At 38.9% G+C, this 21,855-nt stretch carries 24 protein-coding genes and 1 pseudogene; 14 read left to right on the top strand and 11 right to left on the bottom strand.

The features are described from left to right. Window positions 1-5: 5 nt before the first annotated feature. Genes F3H01_RS07545 through folD form a run of 3 tightly spaced genes read right to left on the bottom strand, consistent with a single transcriptional unit; the run spans window position 6 to window position 2,420 of the window. Window positions 6-665: a site-2 protease family protein gene (locus tag F3H01_RS07545; protein WP_149725348.1), complete on the bottom strand. Its 660-nt coding sequence runs from the start codon at window positions 663-665 to the stop codon at window positions 6-8. Continuing rightward, window positions 652-1,557 (bottom strand): signal peptidase I, encoded by a 906-nt coding sequence (gene lepB / locus F3H01_RS07540; protein WP_149725347.1) that lies wholly within the window; start codon window positions 1,555-1,557, stop codon window positions 652-654. Before lepB ends, F3H01_RS07545 begins: the two co-directional genes overlap by 14 nt. A 2-nt stretch (window positions 1,558-1,559) precedes the next feature. After that, entirely contained in the window at window positions 1,560-2,420 is an 861-nt protein-coding gene (gene folD / locus F3H01_RS07535; protein WP_149725346.1) for a bifunctional methylenetetrahydrofolate dehydrogenase/methenyltetrahydrofolate cyclohydrolase FolD, read from the bottom strand. 83 nt (window positions 2,421-2,503) lie between these two features. Here folD and F3H01_RS09255 point away from each other — a divergent pair. The 9 genes and pseudogenes from F3H01_RS09255 to F3H01_RS07490 all read left to right on the top strand — a co-directional run. Beyond that, window positions 2,504-2,839, top strand: a pseudogene (locus F3H01_RS09255) (c-type cytochrome); the annotation flags it as partial. A gap of 266 nt (window positions 2,840-3,105) precedes the next feature. Next, window positions 3,106-4,389, top strand: a complete 1,284-nt coding sequence (hemL, locus tag F3H01_RS07525; protein ID WP_149725344.1) for a glutamate-1-semialdehyde 2,1-aminomutase — start codon at window positions 3,106-3,108, stop codon at window positions 4,387-4,389. Next, on the top strand, window positions 4,389-4,667 hold the full coding sequence (locus F3H01_RS07520; protein WP_021091044.1) for an AtpZ/AtpI family protein: 279 nt from the start codon (window positions 4,389-4,391) through the stop codon (window positions 4,665-4,667). The genes hemL and F3H01_RS07520 overlap by 1 nt, the downstream gene beginning before the upstream one ends. Continuing rightward, a complete protein-coding gene (locus F3H01_RS07515) occupies window positions 4,618-5,172 on the top strand; it encodes a hypothetical protein (protein ID WP_223155391.1) in 555 nt (184 codons plus the stop codon). The genes F3H01_RS07520 and F3H01_RS07515 overlap by 50 nt, the downstream gene beginning before the upstream one ends. After that, window positions 5,162-6,406: an MFS transporter gene (locus tag F3H01_RS07510; protein WP_084040818.1), complete on the top strand. Its 1,245-nt coding sequence runs from the start codon at window positions 5,162-5,164 to the stop codon at window positions 6,404-6,406. Before F3H01_RS07515 ends, F3H01_RS07510 begins: the two co-directional genes overlap by 11 nt. Before the next feature lie 21 nt (window positions 6,407-6,427). Continuing rightward, window positions 6,428-8,059 carry a flagellar hook-length control protein FliK gene (fliK, locus tag F3H01_RS07505; protein ID WP_188116365.1) on the top strand — a complete coding sequence of 544 codons (1,632 nt, stop codon included), beginning with the start codon at window positions 6,428-6,430 and terminating at the stop codon, window positions 8,057-8,059. Continuing rightward, entirely contained in the window at window positions 8,059-8,319 is a 261-nt protein-coding gene (locus F3H01_RS07500) for a FlhB-like flagellar biosynthesis protein (protein ID WP_021090972.1), read from the top strand. Before fliK ends, F3H01_RS07500 begins: the two co-directional genes overlap by 1 nt. Window positions 8,320-8,430: 111 nt before the next feature. Further along, window positions 8,431-9,000, top strand: a complete 570-nt coding sequence (locus tag F3H01_RS07495) for a CheB methylesterase domain-containing protein (protein WP_021090732.1) — start codon at window positions 8,431-8,433, stop codon at window positions 8,998-9,000. Continuing rightward, the gene (locus F3H01_RS07490) at window positions 8,987-9,811 is read left to right on the top strand and encodes a CheR family methyltransferase (protein WP_081004427.1); all 825 of its coding nucleotides are present in this window, start codon (window positions 8,987-8,989) and stop codon (window positions 9,809-9,811) included. The genes F3H01_RS07495 and F3H01_RS07490 overlap by 14 nt, the downstream gene beginning before the upstream one ends. Window positions 9,812-9,859: 48 nt before the next feature. On the opposite strand, the gene F3H01_RS07485 is transcribed toward F3H01_RS07490, so the two are convergent. The 3 genes from F3H01_RS07485 to F3H01_RS07475 are packed head-to-tail and all read right to left on the bottom strand — an operon-like array spanning window position 9,860 to window position 12,737. Beyond that, complete coding sequence (locus F3H01_RS07485) at window positions 9,860-11,056, bottom strand: MFS transporter (protein WP_149725341.1); 1,197 nt, start codon at window positions 11,054-11,056, stop codon at window positions 9,860-9,862. A 1-nt stretch (window position 11,057) separates the two neighbouring features. Then, window positions 11,058-12,260 carry a copper resistance protein NlpE gene (locus tag F3H01_RS07480; protein WP_149725340.1) on the bottom strand — a complete coding sequence of 401 codons (1,203 nt, stop codon included), beginning with the start codon at window positions 12,258-12,260 and terminating at the stop codon, window positions 11,058-11,060. A 48-nt stretch (window positions 12,261-12,308) separates the two neighbouring features. Continuing rightward, window positions 12,309-12,737: a copper resistance protein NlpE gene (locus tag F3H01_RS07475; RefSeq protein WP_149725339.1), complete on the bottom strand. Its 429-nt coding sequence runs from the start codon at window positions 12,735-12,737 to the stop codon at window positions 12,309-12,311. 80 nt (window positions 12,738-12,817) lie between these two features. Here F3H01_RS07475 and F3H01_RS07470 point away from each other — a divergent pair, with 80 nt between their 5' ends. Next, window positions 12,818-13,732, top strand: coding sequence for an SPFH domain-containing protein (locus tag F3H01_RS07470; protein ID WP_054196349.1), 915 nt, complete (start codon window positions 12,818-12,820; stop codon window positions 13,730-13,732). Then, window positions 13,729-14,121 (top strand): NfeD family protein, encoded by a 393-nt coding sequence (locus tag F3H01_RS07465; protein ID WP_149725338.1) that lies wholly within the window; start codon window positions 13,729-13,731, stop codon window positions 14,119-14,121. The genes F3H01_RS07470 and F3H01_RS07465 overlap by 4 nt, the downstream gene beginning before the upstream one ends. A gap of 20 nt (window positions 14,122-14,141) precedes the next feature. Here F3H01_RS07465 and F3H01_RS07460 read toward each other — a convergent pair whose 3' ends face one another. Continuing rightward, window positions 14,142-14,354 (bottom strand): hypothetical protein, encoded by a 213-nt coding sequence (locus tag F3H01_RS07460; RefSeq protein ID WP_087581098.1) that lies wholly within the window; start codon window positions 14,352-14,354, stop codon window positions 14,142-14,144. 132 nt (window positions 14,355-14,486) lie between these two features. Between F3H01_RS07460 and F3H01_RS07455 the strand changes: the two genes are divergently transcribed. Genes F3H01_RS07455 through recG form a run of 3 tightly spaced genes read left to right on the top strand, consistent with a single transcriptional unit; the run spans window position 14,487 to window position 18,585 of the window. Continuing rightward, entirely contained in the window at window positions 14,487-15,533 is a 1,047-nt protein-coding gene (locus F3H01_RS07455) for a dehypoxanthine futalosine cyclase (protein ID WP_107897994.1), read from the top strand. Continuing rightward, on the top strand, window positions 15,534-16,763 hold the full coding sequence (locus F3H01_RS07450) for a M16 family metallopeptidase (RefSeq protein ID WP_107897993.1): 1,230 nt from the start codon (window positions 15,534-15,536) through the stop codon (window positions 16,761-16,763). After that, window positions 16,753-18,585, top strand: a complete 1,833-nt coding sequence (gene recG / locus F3H01_RS07445) for an ATP-dependent DNA helicase RecG (RefSeq protein ID WP_149725337.1) — start codon at window positions 16,753-16,755, stop codon at window positions 18,583-18,585. The genes F3H01_RS07450 and recG overlap by 11 nt, the downstream gene beginning before the upstream one ends. A gap of 108 nt (window positions 18,586-18,693) precedes the next feature. On the opposite strand, the gene F3H01_RS07440 is transcribed toward recG, so the two are convergent. From F3H01_RS07440 to F3H01_RS07425, 4 genes are all read right to left on the bottom strand, one after another. Beyond that, window positions 18,694-18,900: an excalibur calcium-binding domain-containing protein gene (locus F3H01_RS07440; protein ID WP_149725336.1), complete on the bottom strand. Its 207-nt coding sequence runs from the start codon at window positions 18,898-18,900 to the stop codon at window positions 18,694-18,696. 86 nt (window positions 18,901-18,986) lie between these two features. Next, window positions 18,987-19,760 carry an ABC transporter ATP-binding protein gene (locus F3H01_RS07435; RefSeq protein WP_149725335.1) on the bottom strand — a complete coding sequence of 258 codons (774 nt, stop codon included), beginning with the start codon at window positions 19,758-19,760 and terminating at the stop codon, window positions 18,987-18,989. Continuing rightward, complete coding sequence (locus F3H01_RS07430) at window positions 19,760-20,767, bottom strand: FecCD family ABC transporter permease (RefSeq protein ID WP_087584766.1); 1,008 nt, start codon at window positions 20,765-20,767, stop codon at window positions 19,760-19,762. The genes F3H01_RS07435 and F3H01_RS07430 overlap by 1 nt, the downstream gene beginning before the upstream one ends. Window positions 20,768-20,770: 3 nt before the next feature. After that, on the bottom strand, window positions 20,771-21,826 hold the full coding sequence (locus F3H01_RS07425) for an ABC transporter substrate-binding protein (protein WP_087584767.1): 1,056 nt from the start codon (window positions 21,824-21,826) through the stop codon (window positions 20,771-20,773). Window positions 21,827-21,855 lie beyond the last annotated feature (29 nt).

The following is a 21,855-nucleotide window of genomic DNA, read 5'->3' as shown; positions in this document are numbered from 1 at the left end:
TAAATTTAGCCATTTATAAAGGTACTTGCGATATCTAAAACGTATCTTGTCGGATAAAAGATAGTATCTTTTAAAGGCGAGACGAGGATGATGATAAGGATGACAAAGCCATATCGCGAGATGCCCTCTAGCTTTTCAGCCAGTGCATGAAAGCCAAAATTTCTAAGTGCGTACTGAACTGCGTGAAAGCCATCAAGTGGTGGGATCGGATAGAGGTTAAAGATGGCTAACATCAAATTTAAAAGCGCAAGCGTAAATAAAAACTGAAGTAAAATTTCAAAGGTTTCTATATTTAATAAAGCCTTTAGCACAAAAAGCGATAAGATGCCTAAGATGATGTTGTAGCAAATGCCAGCTAGACTTACGTAGATAGCTGCTTTATATCCGCCATTTCGCACTACTGTGTAGGTATTTACAGGCACTGGTTTTGCCCAGCCAAACATCATACCAGTGCTTAGATAAAGCACCAGTGGCACGATGATAGTGCCAACTGGGTCAATGTGTTTTATTGGATTTATGCTAAGCCTGCCAAGGCTTTTTGCAGTGTTGTCGCCAAATTTATAAGCGACATATCCGTGAGCGATCTCGTGGCCGACGATAGCGATTATTAAAGAGATGACGATAGCGGCGACTTTGACTATGTCTATGTTATCAATGAAGCCCATCTACTTCGCCTTCTTTTAGAGCTTGTTTTGTAAAAAACTCATCGTTTTCTATCGTATCTACAAAGCGTCCGATACGCTCCCAGCGCACATTGTAGTTCTTGTCCCAGCTAAAATATATAAACCAAGGCTGTCCGACTATGTCTTTGTAAGCCACGCTTCCCCAAAAACGGCTATCATTTGAGTGGTCGCGGTTGTCACCTATCATAAAATACTCATCCTTTGGCACTTTTACATAAAATGCATTAAGGTTAAAATTTGGATTTTGCGGTAGTGAGCCAATTATCACTGGCTTCATAAAAACACTATCTTTGTTTGTATTTAGCATGAAAATCATCTGCTCAAATAAATTTACATTTTCGTCATAGTGAATGCCGCTAAACCTATATGGCTCTTTTATGAAAAGCTTACCATCAAGCTCGGTTATATCGCTACATGAGTAGCCAAATTTACTCTCTTTACCATTTAAATTTTCACGGCAGTTTGCCTTTATAAAATCATCTCCCTCTTTTGGACGCAAATACAAGGCTTTTTCGGTAAATACTATCTCATCTTCGCTTGTGGCAAAGCAGCGTTTTACAAAGTGGGTCTTTTCATCTTTTGGATAACGAAAGACGACTATATCGCCTCTTGCTGGACCATCACCTGTTATAAGATGCCCATTGTCATTTAGTTCGGGTAAAATTTTTATCTCAAGCCATGGAATTCTTGGTGTTGGTATACCATAAACAAATTTTTTGGCGAATAAAAAATCACCAACCAAAAGCGTATTTTTCATCGAACCAGACGGGATAACAAAGGCTTGGGCTATGAAAAATATAACAAAAAGTACAATGATGACCGTGCCTGTCCAGCTCGAGCAAAAGTCATAAAATTTAGTAAAAAATTTTTTCATTATTACGCTCTTTTATGGCTAGCTATCTTAGCTTGGGTTGCAAGGATGGTGTTATTTAAAAGCATGGCTATGGTCATCGGACCAACGCCCCCAGGAACAGGCGTGATGTATGAGCATTTTGGTGCGACTTCATCAAAGTCCACATCGCCTACAAGTCTGCCATCATCAAGTCTGTTTATACCCACATCAACGACTACTGCGCCATCTTTTACCATATCAGCCTTTAAGAAAAATGGCTTACCAATGGCTGCGACGATGAGGTCAGCATTTTTGCAAACTTCTTTTAAATTTTTAGTCTTGCTATGTGTCACGGTAACGGTTGCTGAAGCGTTTAGAAGTAAATTTGCCATAGGCTTGCCAACAATGTTGCTTCTACCGATCACTACTGCATTTAGCCCAGCTACTTCTATGCCATACTCTTTTAAAATTTCCATAACTCCAAGCGGTGTGCAAGGCACAAAGCCACCTAATCCACTAACAAGTTTGCCAACATTTACAGCGTGAAAGCCATCTACGTCTTTTGCTGGATCGATCGTTGCCAAAATGGTATTCGTATCTATATGTTTTGGAAGTGGTAGCTGCACTAAGATGCCGTGGATGCTATCGTCTAAATTTAGTACATTTATAAGTGCTAGAAGCTCTGCTTGGGTTGTATTTTCTCTTAGGCGGTGAGCTACGCTTTTTATGCCGTATTCGTTGCAGGCTTTTTCTTTGGCTCTAACGTATGTTTGAGATGCTTTATCTTCTCCCACTAGGATAACAGCCAATGTAGGCTCTACGCCAAATTTTTTTAGTTCTTCAGCTCTTACTTTTACGCTTTCTTTGACCTTTAAAGATACGGCTTTGCCGTCTAAAATTTTCATATTGGATCCTTATTTAAAAGCTTTTTTAATCACAAGGGTGGTATCATACCTAAAATTAAATTAAATTTTTAAAAGAGAGGTTTATGCGGTCTATTTTTTTGATTTTGCTTTTTTGTATAGCGATTTTTGGTGCTGATTTTATCACAAAGACTGAGTACGCCAAGATGCTATACCTAAATCCACGTGGCATAGGATGCGACAAATGTCACGGCGCAAAGGGTGAGGGCAGTCTAATCTCTAAATACAAGCACTTTGACAAAAAAGCAAACAAAACGGTTGATGATGAGCTTAGAGCACCAAAGATAAATGATATAGATTTTGAGAGCTTTAAAGCCGCTTTAACTAAGCCAAAAGGTGTCATGCCAAGTTATTTTTTGACAGATGAGGAGACAACCATCCTTTATGAGTACATCACAAATAAAATGAAAACTCCTGCAAAGGCGGCAAAAGCGCAAAATTTAACCAAGCCAGTTTCCACTGATACGACGCAAAAACAGCCAGAGCAATCTGCCAAAGCCGCCCCTGCTACAAAACCAGCAGAACCATCTAAAACTACCACAGCTAAGCCAGCTGAGTCAGCAAAAACCGCTACTACGCAAGCACCAAAGTCGCCAGCAAAACCAGCTACAAACCCAAAAGATAATCAAAAGACAAATTTAAAAACACAAAATCAAAAGGATAAAAAATGACAAATAAAGAGGCATTTAGCGAAGCCAAAAAATATATCCCAGGTGGCGTAAATTCACCAGTTCGTGCATTTGGTAGTGTTGGTGGTGAGCCTGTGATGATCGATCACGCAAAGGGCGCTTATCTATACGACGTCGAGGGTAAAAAATATCTTGACTTTATCCAAAGCTGGGGGCCGCTCATATTTGGTCACTGCGACAAAGATATCGAAGAAGCTATCATCTCTGCTGTAAAACAAGGCGTTTCTTATGGAGCGCCGTCACCAAAAGAGACCGCTCTAGCAAAGCTAATATGTGACGAGTTTAAACAAATAGATAAAATTCGCTTCGTAAGCTCTGGCACAGAGGCTACCATGAGCGCGATTAGGGTGGCTAGAGGGTATGCCAAAAAAGATGGACTAATAAAATTTGAAGGCTGCTACCACGGACACAGCGACGCACTTCTTATCAAAGCAGGAAGTGGCGCAACGACATACGGCAACGCTTCAAGCAGCGGCGTGCCACAAGACGTTGTGAAAAACACTTATCTAGCAGTTTATAACGATATCGAGAGCGTAAAAGCTATCTTTGAAAATAATAAAGACAAAATAGGCGTCGTCATAATTGAGCCTATCGCTGGAAACATGGGACTTGTGCCAGCTGATAAGAAATTTTTAGAGGAGCTTAGAGCACTTTGCGATAAATTTGGCGCTGTGCTTATCCTTGATGAGGTCATGAGCGGTTTTAGAGCCTCACGCCTTGGCTCATATCCATTTCACGAGGTGGACGCTGATCTCATCACATTTGGCAAGGTTATAGGCGGAGGCATGAACGTCGCTGCATTTGGTGGCAAGGCTGAGATAATGGACTGCTTAAGTCCTGATGGCGCTGTCTATCAAGCAGGCACGCTAAGTGGCAACCCAGTAGCGATGAGTGCTGGCATAGCGGCGATTTCAAAGATAAATAGTGATCCAAATTTATACGCTAGACTCGAAAAGCTTGCCCTAAAACTAATGGCTGGCTTTAAAGAGGCTGCAAAGAGTGCTGGTATCACCATCCAAACTGATGTTCGTGGCTCGATGTTTGGCTACTTTTTTACAGATCATGCCGTGAAAAACTACGACGATGCGTTAAAGAGCGACACAAAGCTCTTTGCTAAATTTCACCAAGCGATGCTTAAGCGTGGAATTTATCTTGCACCTAGCCAGTTTGAGACGGGATTTGTCTGCGACGCGATGAGTGAAGCAGATATCGATCTAGCGGTAAGCTCAGCTAAAGAGGCGTTTTTGGAGATAAAAGCCTAATGGCAAAATTTAAGATAAAAGATATCGTAGCAGGTGCTGAGCAGCTAAGCCTTGGTGTTTCAATAGTAGTTGCGATCTTGCTTGGCACTGGACTAGGGTATTTTGTAAAAAGGGCTACAAATTTTACGCCAGCTCTTTGGATAGGCTTTGCTATTGGCATCGCAGCTGCTATTTTAAATGTCTATAAAGCTTACAAAGCACAGATAAAAAGCTTAGATGAGCTAAAAGATGAAAGCAGATACAAAGGCTACACAAAAGACGATGATGAGGACGATTAGTAGGCTTTTGATTTGCTATTTTGTGCTTTGGCTGGCTCTTAGCGCGGTTGGCAAATTTATATCAAATCAATTTTTTATAAGCTCACAAATTTCATTTTTTGCCTCGCTTATCATCTTAACGGCTAGTTTTTTTGCCTACAAAAACCGTATAAATTCTCGGCTAGAAAATGCTAGAGATGAAATTTTAGCCAAGATAGAAGAGGACGATGAAGATGATGAAAATTTGGTGCAAAATGAGACAAAAGAATTTAGCCTAAAAGAAGAAAAAGCAAGGCTAAAAAAGCAGAAATTTTCATTTAAAGATAAGAGTTTTGCAGCGGCCTTTATGCCTTACCGCTTGGTGGCTTATGCGATACTTTTTTTTGGATTTATTTTTTTAAAAAATGAAAATTTACTAAATGTGTCTGGTTTTTTAGTGGGGCTTGCTCCGATGCCTATTGGTGCATTTGTTTTTGGGCTTATGGAGAATAAATTTAATACTGCAAAGGATACTGATGGCAAGTAGCTTTAGGATCATCCGCTCGATGGGACCGCTATTTTTGGGCATGAGTTTGCTTTTTATCGGAAATGGCCTAGTCATCGCATCTTGTAGCGCACTTCTTAAGCAAAATGGAGTGGGCGAGCTAGAGATTGGATTAATTAACACGGGCTTTTTTGTAGGTGCGTTAATTAGCACCATTACAGCTCACAGAGTCATCTCAACTACTGGCCACATCAGAGCATTTGCCATCTTTTCAGCCATTTTTGCAGTTTCAGCTATGCTTCATGCGGTAAATCAAAATTTAGTATTTTGGGCGATATTGCGTGCATTTTTGGGATATTGCTACTACGCGCTTTTGATGGTTATAGAAAGCTGGCTAAATGCAAAAATTCCAAACAAAATAAGATCTCGTGTGATTGCCTTTTACGAAGGCGTTTTTTACACGAGTTTTGGACTTGGTATTTTGATCTTGGCGCTTGATCTTAATACCTTTGAAATTTTTATCATAAGTGCAGCTTTTATCATGCTCTCAAGCATTCCATTAAATTTGATCCGTATAAATCAGCCTCAAATCCCAGAGCGTCAGCCAATAAACATCCCAAAAATTTTTGGGATAGTCCCGCTCGCTCTTGTTGGTGCGCTCATTGCAGGCTTAGCAATAAACGGCTTTTTTTCGATGGCAAGCCTTTTTGTTTTGCTTCAAGGATACGGCACAAAAGAGGCGTCATTTTTTATGACGGTTGCGATGATCGGAGGCTTTTTAGCTCAAGTTTTTATCGGTAGTTTCTCTGATAGATATGGCAGAAGGCCAGCTATTTTGCTTTGTAGTAGTGTGGCTTTAATAAGTGCGGTTTTGTTTTTACTAAATGGCAAAAATTTAACGATTGAATATCTGCTTTCATTCTTTTTTGGAGCTGGAATTTTTTGCACATATGGACTTTCTTTAGCTAGAGCAAATGACGAGATCACAGACAAGACAAAGAGCGTGCAAGTCGCACGTGCTTTGTTATTTAGCTACTCTTTGGCTTCACTTTTCTCACCGCTTCTTATGAGCTATGCGATGAAAATTTTTGGAGCATTTGGCTTTATCTATGTTTATTTGGTGCTTTTTGCTGGACTTATTTTATTTGCACTAACGCAAAAGACAATACCACAGCATATGAGAAAAGAGTATAACGACAGGCTCGTTGCAAGAACGGCTGGCATAGCTACTATTGAGCAAAATGGAAATTTTGCCGATAGAAAAAATAAAAAGTAAAAAATGAACGTAGGAAATTCTTTGAATATATCAAATACTTCGGTTCAAACTGGACAAAATACTGCTCAAAATGTGCCAGTTCGTAAAAATGAAGGCTCGCTTTTTAAAAATCAGCCAAGCGTACAAACGCCTAGTGAGCAGAGCATTTCAGAGACACTTGATAATGTTGGAAAACTCGTTGCAAGAGTACTTGATGATCTAAAAAGTGCTTCAAGTCTTAGCAGGGCTGAACAAATTTTATCTCAGGCAAAAGATACGAAAATCGCTCCAAATTTAGCAGGCGAGCTATCAGACCTTGCAAAAAGCTTAGAGACTGAGGCAATCCAAAATGAAAGCCCTGAGATAAAGAGCCTTGCACTAAAACTAAAAGAATTTCTAAAACCAATAGCCGATCTAAAAGCTGGCTCACTAAATGATCAGATCAAAAACTCAGGCGTAATGCTTGAAGCAAATTTAAAAGATGCACTTAGTCCAGAGAAGCTTCCAAGCTCGGTTCAGAAGCTACTAAGTGATATAAAAAATCTCTCAAGCGGGAATTTGCTAAATCAAATTTTAACCCTAAATGATGAAAAATTAGACAATCAAAATTCTTTTTCAAAACTTGCTTCTATACTTGAAAAAGCGAGTAATGATGCAAAAAACATCCTTGATAACTCAAATATAAAAACTCTTTTAAAAGATGTTGATAAGCTTGATAGTGTGGTTAAATTTTTAGATAAAAATTTTTCAAAAGATCAAAATGGCGAGCTAGTAAAAAATCAAATAGGCAAAATGCAAAATTTCATCTCAAATTTAAGCGAGAAAGTCGCAAGCCTAGCAAATGAAAAGCTAAATCAAAATTTTGGTTTTAGCCAAAATCACAAAGAGCTAAAAACTATCCTTGATAGCATAAAAAACGATCTAAAAACGCTAAATAATATAGGCGATGAAGCAGGGCTTGTAAAGGCGTTTAATGAGATGAGCGATGTTTCAAAGGATGGCAGCTTGCAAGATAAGCTCCAAAGCGCGGCGAGACGTCTTGCTCATAGCCTAAGTCTTGCTGACGCTAAGGCAAGTTTGGCTAAAAATGAGCTAAGCGAGAGCAAGGCGCTTTTAAAGCAGTTAAATCTCGCCACAAACGATATAAATAACATTACGACTAAAAATAGCAGCGAAATTTCAAGGGTACTAAGCCAAGATATAAAAAGTACGCTTTTAAATATCAGTGAAAAGAGTCAAAACCCGCAAAGCGTAAATGCTGCAAATAAGATGATTTCGCAGATCGAGATGCATCAAATGATATCAAGTCTTCAAGGCGGGATCCAAACTTATATGCCTTATATTTGGGACGGCGTTGAGGGTGGAAATATCACATTTAAGCAAGGCAAAAAGGATAAATTTTACGCTCAGATCGATCTAAATTTTAAGAAATTTGGACAGATAAATGTGATGGTTGGACTTATTGATAAAAGATATATTGATCTTTCGGTAGCTACGCAAACAAATGAGTTTAAGGAGCTAATCCTCTCAAACTCTAGCGAATTAAAACAAGCAATATCAAAGCTTGGACTCATAGTTTCAAACTTTAATATCAAAACTTTGTCAAAAGTAAAGCTAAATGATAGATTTAAAAAATTTGGTGGCCTTGATGTGGGCTTTGATAAGAAAATTTAATGCAAGTAAATAAGAAAAAAGCAGTAGCTCTTGGCTACAACAGATCTAAAGATAATGCTCCAAGAGTGCTGGCTAGTGGCGCTGGTGAGATAGCAAATAGAATAATTGATCTTGCAAAAGAGCATGATATACCGATCAAAGAGGATCCTGATCTTATTGAAATTTTAAGCAAGGTTGAAGTTGATCAAGAAATTCCACCAAATTTATATAAAGCTGTTGCTGAAATTTTTAGCTTTTTATATAAGATCACAAAGAAATGATCTATAAATTTGCTTAAAAATTAGCAAGGCATATAAAGAGTAGCGGGGATATTGACGATATACAAAAAGTGGCGTAAGCTAAATATTAAATTAAAATTTTAAAGGCTATTTGTGGCACAAAAATTAATATTAATAGGGGCGTCTACTGGCGGGCCTGGGCATTTAAAAAAGTTATTAAAAAACGTAAAACTAAATGGAGCTATCATCGTGATAGCCCAGCACATGAATAAAATGTTTATAAACTCTTTTGCTATGCAAATCGGAAAAGAGTGTGGCTTGGATGTTGAAATTTTAAATGAGAGGAAAATTTTAAAAGAAAATACCGTATATGTCTGCGAACAAAATGTAGTGGTGTCGCCAAATCTACCAATCAGCGCAAAACCAAATACAGAAGAAAAGACTATATATACGCCAAATGTTGATGTGTTGTTTAAATCTGGAGTTGGAATTTGCAAAAGTGCAAATGTCTTAGCTATCTTGCTAACTGGCATCGGAGATGATGGTGCATCTGGGCTTGATAAGCTTTATAAGGCTGGAGCAAAATGTATAGCTGAAAATGAAGAGAGTGCGATAGTTTATGGTATGCCAAAACGTGCAAAAGAGCTAAATCAAAGCTTAAAATCATTAAATCTAACTATGATAAAAAAAGAGCTGGAGGATTTTTTAAATGCTATTAACTAATGACGCAAAAGATACAAAAACAATGCAAACAAATACTTCACAAGATATGGATAGTTTTAATGAATTTATGAATGTTATCAAAACTCTTTGCGGAGTTGATCTGGAGCCAAAAAGAGATATTACATTGCAGCGAATTACCATTTTTATTAGAGATCGCCAGATAAAAAGCTTTAAAGATCTTGTTTCGATGATAAGATATAACTCAAGCTTGCGACAAGACATTTTAAATCTAGTAACTGTAAATGAGACTTATTTTTATAGAGAGTTGCCTCAACTTAAAGATGTGATCTATTACGCAAAGGAGCTTGGAGGAGCTAGAATTTTGTGTGCTCCTTGCTCTACTGGAGATGAGTCATATTCGCTCGCAATGCTTGCTTATGAGATGGGATTTAAACAGCATGAAATTTCAATCGTAGGTATAGACATAAACTCAGAAGCCATAGCAAGCTGTCAAAATGGTATTTTTAGTGAGAGGAGCTTACATAGATTAAGCGATTTTCAAAAAGAGAGATTTTTTACAAAAGTTGATGATAAATTTAAGATAAAAAAAGAAAATTTACCAAGGTGTGAGTTTAAAATTTTAAATGTTTTTGATGATGCTATTTTTAATCTAGGAAAATTTGATATCGTACTTTCAAGAAATATGATGATCTATTTTGATGATGATTTTAGATTAAAATGCGTTGAGAGGCTTCATAAATTGCTTAAGCCAGATGGTAGGCTTTACGCTGGGCACGCTGATCTTGTGCCTTACACTCCAGCTTATGAAAAGCGCTTTTCAAATGGAACTACCTACTATCTAAAAAAATAAAAATTTACTAAGTCGCCTTTTAACTTGGGCGACTTAATTTAAAATCAATCACCTTATTTTGTAGCTTTTTAATACGACGTGATAGTAAAAAGCTCCTACAAAAAAGAGGCTTCCCATAAAACTTGCAATCATCTCAACGCTAAGTCCAATATCATAAAGCAGACCAATGATAAATGAAATGAGAGCGCTAAAGCCAAGAAAAATCATATCATTATATGCAATCACTCGGCCATAAAATTCTTTTTTGCAGTTTTGCTGAAGCATCGTATAGGTGTAGCTCCAAAGACTTGATGTGCAAAATCCAGCAAAGATAATGCCAATAAGCGATAGATAAAAATTCCAAAGCGATAAAGCCCATATGATGATACCAAGGCCTTGACCGATATATACGAAAATAAGCGTATTTTTATTTATAAATTTACTAAGTATGGCTGGAGCAAACATAAGCGAAATGGATCTTGAAGTATTTAATAGTCCTATAATTAATGATGTCGAGAGTAAATTTGCATATTTGTAATCAGCCAAAAGTGCGATCAATGCGTCATAAGCGGTAATGCCAACAAAGGCGTGCAAAAATATAAGATGCACGATAAGCCTGTTTTCCTTTAAATACACAAGGCCATTTTTTAGCATTTTTAGTGGTTTTTCTATAAATTCCGGCTTTAGACCTTGTAAATTTAAAAAATATAAAAATCCAAAGCTAAGAATGTATAGTATGCCATCAAGCAAAAAGGCGCTTTTAATACCAAAAAAGTGTATATAAACTCCCGCTAGCCCCATGCCAGCAGTGTATGAGACCGCCCAGATGATAGAGTGGATCTCATTTGCGAGTTTGAGATTTTCTTTGCTTAAAATTTTTGGCAGCACGCTCATCTCTACTTGAAAATACATTCCGCCAGTGCCATTTCTAACAAAAATGATGAGTAAAAGTAGCCATAAAAAATCAAGTGAGTCTATAAAAAGAAGCATGAAAACGCTTGTCGTCTCAACTGTCATCATGATGACAAGCATTGGTTTTGGGCTAAATTTATCAACTAAAATTCCACTAAACGGAGCTATGACAACACCTGGGATAAATGCCATCGCCGCACTTAATGTGATCGCCCAGACAGGAGCGTCAAGCTTGATAAGAAGGGTAAAGATACCTGTGTGCGAAAACCATACGCCAAAATAGCATATAAGCTGAATGATGCTTAAGAGGCGAAAATTTTTCTCTTCTTTTAAAAGTTTAAGATATTCTTTCAACTTATTGATTCCACATTAGCGTTATTTGCTCTATCTTTGTTTCATCTGGGATATCGTTTAGGCTTGTTATATCTTTGGCAAGTGGATTTTTTAGTGTGATTAGCATATCGTGGCTATCTATTTTTAGATAGATATTGTTTTTGTCGCTACTAAATTTAGAGATAACAAGAGAATTTTTTATATCTTTGAAATTTGATTTAAGGCTGATATTTTCTGGAGTTTTAAACTCGTTTGAATAAATTTCAATGTTTGTAATAATGCCATTTAGCAAGGTGTATTCAAAAATTCTTTCATTTTTGTTTGTTACGATGTAGCTGTTTTCTTTTTTTGTGTTATCCCGTTTTATGTTTTTTGAGCCATAAATTTTTATCACATCTCTATTTGCTGATTCGTTTGTCAGCTCTGCAAAAAAGCCTTTGCCAAAGAGATTTTTTTGATCTTTATCTTTCTTATATCGTCCGCTTATGTGAGCATTTTTACAAATTTTATCATTTGCTACTAGAAAAATTGCATTATTTATCCTGTGTATGCTTAGAGCAATGCCTTTTTCATCTAAAAGGTAAAAAATTCCCTTATCGTAAAGTAGCTCAGAGCTAAACTCGCAAAGTGGCGAGCCATTTTTTAATGATGAATAAAAACTTATTTTCGCACCTTTTTTACTTGATACGATTACGATATCTAAAAAACTATCTTTGTTTTTAAATTTATAAAATTTAGCAAAAAAACTATCTTTGTAAGCTTTATTTACCGGCTCGAAATTATAAATTTGAGCTAGCACGCCAACTCGCTTATTTTTCTTATCATCAAGCTGAAGAAGTGAGTTTTTATTTGGTGCAAAGTAGCTAAGATTGCCATTTTCATCTTTTAAAATGATAGCACTATCATCAACATCAAATGTGCCATTTTTTTCAACCAAGCTTACTTCTTTATCCATAGTAAGCATTGTTTTTGTGTAAGTTTTGTCTTTATTTAGCGTAATGATAGTTTTTATGCCTTCGCAGTTTGGGCAAGGCAAAATAGTGTGAAAACTACTATAAATTGAGTTTGGAAGTATTAGCTTTTCTGGCTTTTTGGGTGTATTTGCCTGAACTAACGGCTTGTCTTCTTTTGCTGTATTTTGTGTGTTTTGTTTTGGCTCTAAATTTTCATTTTTTGCGCAACCAAGGATGAAAAATGAGATAAGTATGGCAAAAAGATATTTCATTTGCAACTCCTTAAAAATTGCAAAATTATATCATTTTGCCTTTAAAATTTATTTTACGCGTTTAAAGATGTATTTATCTTTTAGCTCGCCAGTAACCTCTTTTTGATCCATATCTAGCATTTTTAGGTTCTCGCCTTCTATTTTATAAAAGCTCTTTTCTTTATACTCATCAATCGTTGTTATCACACCATTTTCGATTGAGTATTTGCCTTTGCTAACGGCTTTGTAGTTGTCTTTTGACTTATAGTCCATCACGCTTTCAAATGTGCCATCTTTTTTTAATGTTAAGCGTGAATCAACACCCATGCAGCTAGCGCAAGGTAAAAATGCTTTATAAGTGCCCTCGATGCTGTTAATCGGAGCTTCACAGCTACTTTTTACTTCACATTTGCCTTGTGGGACGTTTGCGTTTTGGCTAGATGAGGCACAACCTGCCAAAAGTAGAGCCACACTTAGTGCAAATATAAAATTTTTCATGCTAATCCTTTTTGAAAATAAAATTTAAAATGTATTATAATACTTAAGAAAATAACAAATTATAAATTAAAGGAGTAAAAATGCAAATCGAAGCATTTGGCGTTTTAGTCGTAGTTCTGGTTATCTTTGCGTTCTTATTTTTAAAGGCTGGTATCAAGATCGTCTCACAAGCTGATAATCTACTCATCGAGCGACTTGGCAAATTTCACAAAGTGCTTGATGGCGGATTTCACATAATTATCCCATTTGTCGATCAGATAAGAGCGATCATCACCGTAAAAGAGCAGCTTGTTGATATCACAAAACAGCAAGTCATCACAAAAGATAACGTAAACATAAGCGTCGATGGTATCGTCTTTTTGAAGGTCTTTGACGCGAAAATGGCGGTTTATAATGTCGATAACTACAAGCGTGCCATTGCAAATTTAGCCATGACTACGCTTCGTGGCGAGATAGGTGCGATGAATCTTGATGATACACTAAGCTCACGTGACCGCCTAAATGCCGCACTTCAAGTGGCTCTTGGCGACGCTGCTGGTAACTGGGGCGTAAAGATCATGCGTGTAGAAATTTCTGAAATTTCTGTCCCACTTGGCATCGAAGAGGCGATGAATATGCAGATGAAAGCTGAGCGTGAAAAACGTGCGATCGAGCTAAAAGCCTTGGCTGAAAAAGAGGCACTAATACGCAATGCCGAAGCACTAAAACAAGAAAAAGTACTTCAAGCGGAGGCTATAGAGCGTATGGCTGATGCGAAAAAATACGAACAAATCGCTATCGCAACGGCTCAAAAAGAGGCTATGGATATGATAAATGATAGTATGAGCAAAAACGCAAATGCAGCAGAATTTTTGCTCGCTCGCGATAGAGTCGGGGCATTTAGCGAGCTAGCTAAAAATAGCTCAAAAGATAAAATTTTAGTCCCTTATGAGGCGACTGAGCTTATTGGTTCACTTAGCGTTTTGAAAAATTTCCTAGCTAAGGATAAGGCGTGATCAGCCCTTTTATAATGATAGCAATCGGTGTGGTTTTGTGCATCACCGAGTTTATCTTTTTCTCGTTTTATTTGCTATTTTTTGGCATAGCTTTTATCGTAGTTGGAGCTATAAATTTTGGTTTTAGTTTTGCTTGGAGCTATCAAATTTTAATTACAGCAGCAATTGCGATTGTACTTCTTGTGCTTTTAAAAGCGCCGTTAAAGAGTAAATTTATGGCTAAAAAAGAGAGCTTTAACGAGGAGTTTTTAGATGAGCCAGGAGTTGGCGAGATCAGAGAAAATATGGTCTATTTTAAAGGCACTCTTTGGAAGTATGACGGAGCGCTAAAAAACGGCGAGAAAGTGCAGGTTTTAGGCACTAAGGGAGATAAGGTTATATTAAAATAAAGTGCCATTTGGCACTTTATCTATTTTGCGTGAGCTGGGCAGCCTGCTGGCATTTGCTCATGCATTGCACCTTGCATGCCATGATGAGGGCAGCTTGGCATATTTTCTTGCATCATTTTTTGATGATGAGCACATCCGCAACTTGCACCTTGAGGCTCAGCTGGCTTTGGCTCATTTTTAGCACAACCAACTAAAAATAGACCGCAGATAACGGCAAATATAACCTTTTTCATAACTCGCTCCTTTAAAGAATTTCTCACATTTTAGCCTTTAAAAATTAATTTTTCATAACGCCTGATTTATCATATTTAAAAGCATTTTTGGCTAAACTCTCGCCCAAAAATAAGCAAAATAAAAGGTTAAATTTGAAAAGACTTAGTGTAAATGAAGCCATCGATCTTATAGAAAATGCACCGCTTCACGAGCTTGGCAAGATGGCGCTAGCTAGAAAAAAAGAGCTTCATCCAGAAGGCATTACGACCTTCATCGTAGATCGCAACATCAACTATACAAATGTCTGCTGGGTGGATTGTAAATTTTGCGCATTTTACCGCCACGCAAAAGAGGAAGACGCTTATGTGCTAAGTTTTGAGGAGATTGGCAAGAAGATCGAGGAGCTTATCGCCATTGGCGGCACGCAAATTTTATTTCAAGGTGGCGTTCATCCAAAGCTAAAGATCGAGTGGTACGAGGAGCTTGTAAGCTACATCAGCAAGCACTATCCAAGCATCACGATACATGGTTTTTCGGCCGTTGAGATCGACTACATCGCAAGAGTTTCAAAAATTTCTACAAAAGAGGTCCTAAGACGCCTAAACGAAAAGGGCTTATACTCGATGCCAGGGGCTGGAGCAGAGATTTTAAGCGACCGCGTTCGTGACATCATCGCCCCAAAAAAATGCGACACCACAGACTGGCTTCGCATACACAAAGAGGCGCACGAGCTTGGCATAAAGACAACTGCTACTATGATGTTTGGCACGGTTGAGAGCACTCGTGAGATCGTAGAGCACTGGGAGCACATCAGAAATTTACAAGATGAAACAGCTGGGTTTAGGGCATTTATACTTTGGAGTTTTCAAGGGCTAAACACAAAGCTCATGCAAGAATTCCCTGAGATCAAAAAGCAAAGCTCAAACGTCTATCTAAGACTTCTTGCGGTCTCAAGGCTCTTTTTGGATAACTTTAAAAATATCCAAAGCAGCTGGGTCACACAGGGCAGCTACGTTGGTCAGCTAGCGCTTCTTTTTGGCGCAAACGACCTTGGTAGCACTATGATGGAGGAAAACGTCGTAAAGGCCGCAGGGGCTAGCTTTAGGATGAATCAAGACCAGATGATCGAGCTTATAAAAGATGTCGGAGAAATTCCAGCTAAGCGCAACACAAACTACGATATTTTGGAGAAATTTTAGATGAAAATTTTAGATATCAATGTAAAAAATGTAAAAATTCCAGTCGTTTTTGAAAGCTCAAAAGTGATGCCAGTAGTGAGCCTCAGACTTGTTTTCAAAGCAGCTGGTAGCTCACAAAATGGCAAGCTAGCAGGCCTTGCAAGACTAAGTGCAAATTTACTAAACGAGGGCGATATGAAGCTAGGCTCGGCTAAATTTGCCAAAGAGCTTGAAGTAAGGGCGATTAGCCTAAATGCAAGCTGTGGCTTTGAGACATTTTGCATAGATCTAAACTGCCTAAAAGAGCACTTTGCCTTTGCGTGCGGCAAGCTAAAAGAGCTTATAAGCGCTCCAAATTTAACTGATGAAATTCTAAATAGGTGCAAAACCGTCACACTTGGCGAGATCGCAGCAAATGAAAACGACTTTGACTACTTAGCAAGGCAGGGGCTTTTTGAGCTTTTGTACCCAGAAAGCGTGCTTGCCATGCCAAGTATCGGCACTAAAAAGAGCATAAAAGCTATAACGCTTGAAGACGTAAGGAAATTTTTAAACGAGCATTTAGACCTTTCAAATTTGCTTTGCGTGCTAGGCGGCGACATCGACGAGAAACAGACAAAAGAGCTTGCTAGTGTTTTAGAAATTTTAAAACCTGGTAAAGCTCGAAAGTTAGAGCACTTTAGCCCAAGCGATAAGTGCGAAAGCAGCGAGATCATCAGGCAAAGCGAGCAGGCATACATCTACTTTGGTGCACCATTTAACGTAAAACCTGAGGAGAAATACAAAGCTGCAGTGGCGACATTTATCCTGGGTGAGGGTGGCTTTGGCTCGAGGCTCATGGAGGAGATCCGCGTAAAAAGAGGGCTTGCATATAGCGCCTATGCTAGAAATTTGCTAAATCTCTCTTACAGCCAGCTCTACGGCTATATGCAGACAAAAAATGAAAAAAAAGATGAGGCTATCGCCGTTATAAAAGAGGAAATTTTAAAATTTAGCAAAAAAGGCGTTAGCAAGGCCGAGCTTGATCAGGCGAAGAAATTCTTACTTGGCTCTTTGCCACTTAGGCTTGAGACGCTATTTAAACGCCTTGATATCGCGCAAAGCGAGTTTTATGAGCATGGCGAGCTTGGGGCATTTTTAAAGGATCTTGATAAAATTTCAGTCCTTTCGCTAAACGAGCTAAATAGCTTCATAAAAGCCCACGCAGAGATCAATCAGCTAAGTTTTTACGTCCTAAAAAATGAAATTTGAAGCAAGCGATAGAGTAAAACTTCTAAAAATAGGCGTGCTTAGCCTACTTGACCTTGCTCTTGTGCTACCAAAGGGCTTTGAGGATACGACGATCGCTAAGAGTCCAAGAGAAGGGCAGATCTGCATAAATGTAAAGATCACATCACTCGCCTCGCGCCCTGGCATGCTAACGGCGCTTGCCTTTTGTGAGCAGTGGCAAAGTAGCGTAAAGATCATCATTTTTAACGCAAAGTCTTGGCACTACGGCACTTTTAAGATCGGCAAAGAGATGGCGATATATGGGCTTTGCTCCTACGCCTTTGGCTCTTGGCAGATCGTAAATCCAAAAATCACCACAAAAATAGGCCAGATAGTGCCTAGATTTAAGACCGAGCTAAAAGACGAAGAGCTAAAAAAACTCATCTTAAAATATCTAAATTTACAAAATTTACTAGCCGAGGGCTTAAATGAAAAAGAGGCTAAATTTCTAGCTGATTTGCAGCGGCTAGACGAGCAAAGCGTGCAAATTTTATACCGCCTAAAAAATGATGGCGAGGGTACGCACATTTTAAAATTTGTAGAAATTTTTAACTATATAAAAAAGCTAAGTGCGAAAAAAACCTACTTTAAAAGCCCAAAAATCAAGCTTTTTGATATAGACTCTTGGCTTAAGAGCCTGCCATTTACGCCGACAAACGACCAGATAAATGCGGTAAATGACATCAGAGACGACCTTAGCGCTGTGCAGGCAAAAAGGCGCGTCATAATGGGCGACGTGGGAAGTGGCAAGACGCTAGTGATCCTAGCAGCAGCACTCAGTGTCTATCCTCAAAGTGCCATTTTGATGGCTCCAACAAGCATCTTAAGCGAGCAAATTTATAATGAAGCAAAGAGACTGCTACCGCCTTTTATGAATGTGATGCTCGTGCGAAGCGGGGAGAAAAAGATAGACTTTAGTGGGGTAAATTTGATCGTTGGTACGCATGCGCTGCTCTTTCACGAGCTACCAAATTCGCCGCTTGTCATGGTCGATGAGCAACACCGCTTTGGCTCAAATCAGCGCAAAAAGATAGAAGAGCTTGCCTCAAACGAGGACGAGCGAGCAAATTTCGTGCAGTTTTCAGCTACGCCCATACCAAGGACGTTAAGTTTAATTCAGTCTGAGATCGTAAATTTTAGCTTTTTAAAGCAGATGCCATTTAAGAAAAATATAATGAGCCAAATTTTGGGTGCTAGCGAGTTTGGCTATCTGCTCGCTCACATCAAAAAGCAGCTAGAAAACGGCTTTCAAGTAGCCATCATCTATCCATTAGTTGAGAGCAGCGAGAGCTCAAACTATCAAAGCCTAAACGAGGCGCAGGGCTTTTGGCTAAAGAATTTCAAAAATGTCTTCGTCACGCACGGCAAGGATAAGGAAAAAGAGGAAATTTTAAGGCGATTTAGAGAAGAGGGCGAAATTTTACTCTCGACCACCGTTGTTGAGGTTGGAATCTCACTGCCAAGGCTAAATACGATAGTGATTGTAGGGGCTGAGCGGCTCGGCCTTGCCACGCTTCATCAGCTAAGGGGTAGAGTAGGGCGAAACGGTGGCGATGGATACTGCTTTTTATTTACCAAGCTAAAAGAGACACCAGCTAGACTAAAAGAATTTTGCGCGACAAATGACGGCTTTAAGGTGGCCGAGCTTGATCTGAAAAACCGCCAAAGTGGCGACATACTAAATGGCTTTTTCCAGCACGGAGCGACATTTAACTTCTACGACTACGAGGATGATATCACACAGGCTGCAAAGGCTAGAGTAGCAGCACTTGCTAAAAATAATACCCAGTTGCTTTTAACTTAACTTAAAATTTTTGATTTTCTTTTACTGGCTCTTTTGACTTGTTTAAATTTTTATAATTTATCGAATTTGAAGTGAGTGGCAAGGCTAAGCTTTGTAAAATTTATAAAATTATTTTTCTATTCTGCGCTCTTTGCATACATTTTCGCATGGTATGCCGTCACGATCACGGTCAAATCCACTGCGTCCGCATTTTCTAAGGTAGTGATATGTCTCTTCGCAGCTCTTCATCTCTTTACAGTAGCGCTTATCGCAGTTAAATTTATCTGTAGCATTTGCTATTAATGCAAAAAATAAAATCAAAATTAACTTTTTCATTTTTACTCCAAAGGCAGTATGTGTGAAATAACAAAAAGTACAAAAAGTGCTTTCAAAAGAATTTATCCTTTTGAAAGCAGATAAATTTAAAGAGGATATGTTAGGCAGCACTCTCTTTGCACTTCGTCGATGTAGCTCACGTTTAAATTTAGTCCGTAAAGATTGCTTAAATTTTCGCTTCTTATGATCTCATCAACTGTGCCAAATCCAACCTCGCCATCACCTTTTACAAGAGCGACATATCCGCCAAGAAGCACAGCAAAGTCAGGGTTGTGAGTGGTTAGCACAACCGAGTAGCCAAGCTCTTTGAGCCATTTTACTGTACGTAGGAATTTATACTGGTTGCCAAAATCAAGCGCACTCGTTGGCTCGTCAAATATGATCATCTTTGGCTGCGCAGCCATCGCGCGAGCGATCATACACATCTGCTTTTGACCGCCACTCATCTGCGTAATAAAACGCTCTTCAAGATACTCGATCTCAAGCTTTTTAGTGTAAATCCTAGCTATCTCTTCATCTTCTTTACTAGGCCTTGCAAAGATACCAAGGTGTGCTGCACGACCCATTGTTATAAACTCAAGCCCGGTGTAGTCGTACTCTGTGATCTCGCTTTGAGCGACGTAGGCCATTATTTTTGCTCGGTCTTTATTACTTAGACTCTCTACGTTTTTACCATCGAGAAAAATTTCTCCAGATACTGGCTTTAGTGAGCCACTTATTAAGCCTAAAGTTGTTGATTTGCCAGCTCCGTTTCGACCAAGAATGGTTAAAATTTCCCCAGCGCCTATCTTTAAATTTACATTTTCTAGTTTGCCAGCCCCATTTGGGTAGCTAAAGTTTAAATTTCTAACTTCAAGCATCACGCAACCTTTTTATTTCGCCACAAGACCCAGACGAAAAATACCGTGCCGATAAAGCCAGTAAGTACGCCAAGAGGCACTTCGCTCACGCTTATGCTGCGTGCTAGAGTATCGACAAATAGCAAAAATATCGCACCCATAAATATGCTTGCAGGCATGCTTTTTATGTTATTTGCACCAACTAGCATGCGAGCTAAGTGAGGCATGAGAAGTCCCACCCAAGCGACTATACCGCTTATGCAAACGCTACACGCCGTAAGAAGCGTAGCGCATATGATAACGATAGCGCGTTCAAAAGCGACATTTACGCCAAGTCTTGCTGCACTCTCGTCGCCAAGAGAGAGTAAATTTATACGCCAGCTCATGGCGATTAGTAAAATGGCGCAGATGATCATCACTGGGGCGATGTATATTAAGTTATCGCTATCAAGCTTTGCTAGGCTTCCAAGTTGCCAATAGACGATGTCAGGTAGCTTTGTCTCTGGGTCGGCGACATATTTTAAAAAGCCGATTATTGAGCCCATTAGGCCGCTTACAATGATACCAGAAAGAACTAGCATAAGCGTGCTGGTGCGCCCCATCATCTTTGGTATGGCTAGAGTGATAACAACAGCTGCTAGACCAAAGCCAAATGCAAAAGCCTGTACCCAAAATAGCGATAGATCAAAGATAATGGCAGTTGCAGCACCCACGCAAGCACCAGCCGAGACGCCTAGAAGATCTGGGCTAACTAGCTGGTTTTTAAAGACGCCTTGATAGGCTGCACCGCTCACGCTAAGAGCAGCACCGACTAAGATAGCGGCTATAATGCGCGGTATGCGTAAATTTTCTATCACATTTGTGATGTTGCTAGCTGCGCTATCTCCAAAACCAAAGCTGTGAGCTAGCACGCTAAAGACGTCGTTAAAAGGTATGTAAAATCTACCAACGCCAAGTGCGACAAAGGCGCAAAGAAGCGTTAGTAGAGCTAAAAAGATAACAACTATTGAAAAATTTGCGTTTTTCATATCTTATTTGCTGCTACCGTCTGGATTTAGACCTTTTAAGATATAGCCATACTCTTTGTCACTAAGATCGTGATTTAAAAACTCTTTATAAAACTCTTTTGTTTTTACTTTCATATCGACATCTTTAAATAGATCTGGTTGGATAGTTTTTGCTGCCCATAAAATTTGAAGTACGTTTTCAGCACCATATCTATCCCAGCTAAATACACCTTTTGGGTTGCCGTAAATTTTGCCGTTTTTAACAGCGTTTGAGCCAGAGAATGCAGGGTGCTCTTTTATCTTTTTGATCTGTGCGTCTGTGTCATTACCACCAACGATGATGATATCAGGGTTTGCATTGATGATCTCTTCAGCGCTAACTTCGATCATTGAACCCTCAGTATTGATAGCATTTACACCGCCACCTAGCTTGATCCAAGTGTTTTGGATGGTGTTTGTACCATCAACTTTTAGCAAATTTGCACCACCAAGAAGGTGAAGTACTTTTGGACGTTTAGCATCAGGGATGCTTTTTGTTCTTGCTGTTACAAACTCAGAGTTATCGTGGATTTTATTAGCAAGTTTTTCAGCTTTTTTTCTAGCGTCATCAGTGCCTATAACTTCAGCTGTTGCGTAGATGCTTTTCTCCATATCTGGATAGTCTCTAAAGATCAAATTTACCGCGCTAAAGCCGTTTTTGATAAGTTCATCTTGAAAATTTTTGTTATACACTATGATAACGTCAGGTGCAAGTTTAACAAGCTCTTCGATCTGAAGGTCTTTGCCATTTAGTGCAGCTGGTAAATTTTTAAGTTTTGGATAGACGTGCTCAAACCACTTGTTGTTTTTGATCAGATCAGTTGTGGCTACAACCTTATCCATACCGCCAAGTGCTAGGATGATCTCGTTGTTTGCATTCCACAGTGCAGCGATCTTCTCAACCTTCTCAGGCACGCTTACTTTGACGCCTTGCATATCGGTAATGCTTCTTGCAGACTCAGCTGCGTTTAGACTAAGAGCCATAAATAATGAAGCAACAAGGCTAAATTTGGTTACTTTATGCATAAAATTTGTTTGCATATTTTTTCCTTTATTTTTGAAGTATAAAC

Origin of the sequence: Campylobacter concisus (assembly GCF_902460875.1) — a bacterium.
Lineage (GTDB): Bacteria > Campylobacterota > Campylobacteria > Campylobacterales > Campylobacteraceae > Campylobacter_A > Campylobacter_A concisus_AA.
Note: the sequence above shows the minus strand (reverse complement) of the source record. Positions and strands in the feature narration are given on the sequence as shown.